The 2,007-nt window shown below is 67.0% G+C and carries 3 protein-coding genes (1 of these 3 only partly in view); all 3 read right to left on the reverse strand.

What is annotated here, in order from left to right; translation table 11 throughout:
- Positions 1-384 carry the beginning of a potassium channel family protein gene (locus tag F1643_RS16860; protein ID WP_194914379.1) on the reverse strand. The gene continues 633 nt to the left of window position 1, outside the view, so the window shows 384 of its 1,017 coding nt (coding positions 1-384); the start codon lies at positions 382-384; its stop codon lies off the left edge, out of view.
- A 55-nt stretch (positions 385-439) separates the two neighbouring features.
- Positions 440-1,135: a 2-hydroxychromene-2-carboxylate isomerase gene (locus F1643_RS16865; protein ID WP_370540653.1), complete on the reverse strand. Its 696-nt coding sequence runs from the start codon at positions 1,133-1,135 to the stop codon at positions 440-442.
- A 101-nt stretch (positions 1,136-1,236) separates the two neighbouring features.
- Positions 1,237-1,950 carry a response regulator gene (locus tag F1643_RS16870; RefSeq protein ID WP_194914381.1) on the reverse strand — a complete coding sequence of 238 codons (714 nt, stop codon included), beginning with the start codon at positions 1,948-1,950 and terminating at the stop codon, positions 1,237-1,239.
- Positions 1,951-2,007 lie beyond the last annotated feature (57 nt).

The following is a 2,007-nucleotide window of genomic DNA, read 5'->3' on the forward strand; positions in this document are numbered from 1 at the left end:
GATCAGCGGCAGCACGAAGGCGATGCCCTGGGCCAGGGGGTTGATGTTGTGGAAATTGCTTTCCAGGAAGAAGACGAAGATGCAGGCGTAGACGCCGATGAAGTTGGTCAGCGCCAGCGTGAAGAACTGGCTGCCCGGAAACAGGTAGTGGAAGGCACCGACCACCAGGCCGACCGACCCCAGCAGGACGAAGGTCAGGTTACCCGAGACCGAGCGGATCGACAGCGCGATCAGGCCCAGCAGCAATGCCGTCAGCAACGCGCCGCCCAGCCATGACTTGGACGCGCCCCGGTTGCCATGGGGGCCGCCATGGGAACCGGTGGGAACCGCCGCGGGAGACGGGCTGGCCGTCCGGGGACGGCGGTCGGGAACGATCTGGTCCATGGGGCGGCAAACCGGAACTGGAGCTGGCGCCGTCGCCGACACCACGACGAAAGTCTTACTTCACACTTATAGCGGTTCGCCCGCCCCAACCGTCAGTGTTTTCCGCAGCTGCGACAAGGTGCGGAGCCTTGCCTGGGTCACCAGCCGCCGGTGGCGAGCCAGCGGTCGACCATGTCGAGCCGGTCCCAGCCCCAGAAGGGCTCGCCGTCGACGATGACGAAGGGCGAACCGAAGACGCCGCGCTCCACCGCATCGTCGGTTTCGTGCGCAGCCGGTCCTTGACCATGGGATCCTGCAGCGCCGCCGTCACCGCCGCCCGGTCGATGCCCAGGCTGCCCAGCGTCCGGCCGGCGATCTCCGCCACCGTTTCGGCCGGGCCGATGTCGCGCCCTTCGGCGAAATGTGCATGATAAAGCGCGCGGGCCAGAAGCTTCGCCTGCTCCGGATGTTCGTCGGTCAGCCAGTAGAAGACGCGCGAGGCGGCGACGCCGTTGACCGGGGCCGAGTCGGGGAAGGTGAAGGGCGCGCCGATCAGGCGGGCGATGCGGCCGACGTCATGGGTCAGATACTCGCCGCGCAGCGGCTGCTGCAGGTTCGGCTTCATCCCCGTCACCTTGAAGATGGCGCCGAGCAGGACCGGGCGCCAAGTGACGGCGCGGCCATGATTCGCCGCCAGTTCGTCGATGCGCAGGCTGGCGAAATAGCCGTAGGGCGAGGCGAAGTCGAAATAGAAATCGATGGGATCCGGCACGCGCGTTTCCTCTCCGCTGGCTGTTTTGGAAAGGCTAACGCCGGTGCGCGACAGCGTCCAGGGGTGCGTCCGGAGGATGCGCCCCCCGGCTACGGGACAGGTCAGACCGTGCGCACCTTGGCGTCGAAGACGTAGCCGGCGCCGCGTTCGGTCTTGATGATGCGGGGTTCCTTCGGATTCGCCTCGATCTTGCGGCGCAGGCGCAGGATCAGCACGTCGATGGAGCGGTCGAACACCTCCGCCCCGTCCACGCGGGTGAGGTCGAGCAACTGGTCGCGGGTCAGCACCCGTTGCGGCCGCTTCACGAAGGCGGCGAGCAGGCCGAACTCCGCCTTGGTCAGTTCCACCTCGCGCCCCTCCTGCCCGCGCAGGCGCTGGGCGGTGAGGTCGAGTTCCCAGTTGGCGAACTGCACGACGGCGCGCAGCTCGTCCGGGTTGCGCGGCGGACGCGCGTCGTTGGAAACGCGGCGCAGCACCGCCTTGATGCGGGCCAGCAGTTCGCGCGGGTTGAAGGGTTTGGTCAGGTAGTCGTCGGCGCCCAGTTCCAACCCGACGATGCGGTCGACGTCCTGGTCCTTGGACGACAGGATGATGACGGGGATCTGCGATTCGGTGCGGATCTGACGGACGAGGCCCAGTCCGTCGCCATCGGGCAGGCGCAGGTCGCAGACCACGAGGTCGACAGGATCGCCGTCCAGGGCCTGCTTGGCCGAAGCGGTGTCGTGCGCCGTGGTGACCCGGTAGCCTTCCCCCGCCAGATATGAGGCCAAAAGCTCCCGAATCGGCTCATCGTCGTCGACCGCGAGAATGTGCATGCCTGTTACCTCCCCAAACCTTCTTATCTCACGCGCGAGCGCCACGCAATGCGTTAC

The organism is Azospirillum sp. INR13, from assembly GCF_015390205.1.
Taxonomy (GTDB): Bacteria; Pseudomonadota; Alphaproteobacteria; order Azospirillales; family Azospirillaceae; genus Azospirillum.

Bases quoted from the DNA above. Each gene is read 5' to 3' on its own strand.
- F1643_RS16870 (WP_194914381.1), bottom strand. From the start codon at position 1,950: ATGCACATTCTCGCGGTCGACGACGATGAGCCGATTCGGGAGCTTTTG.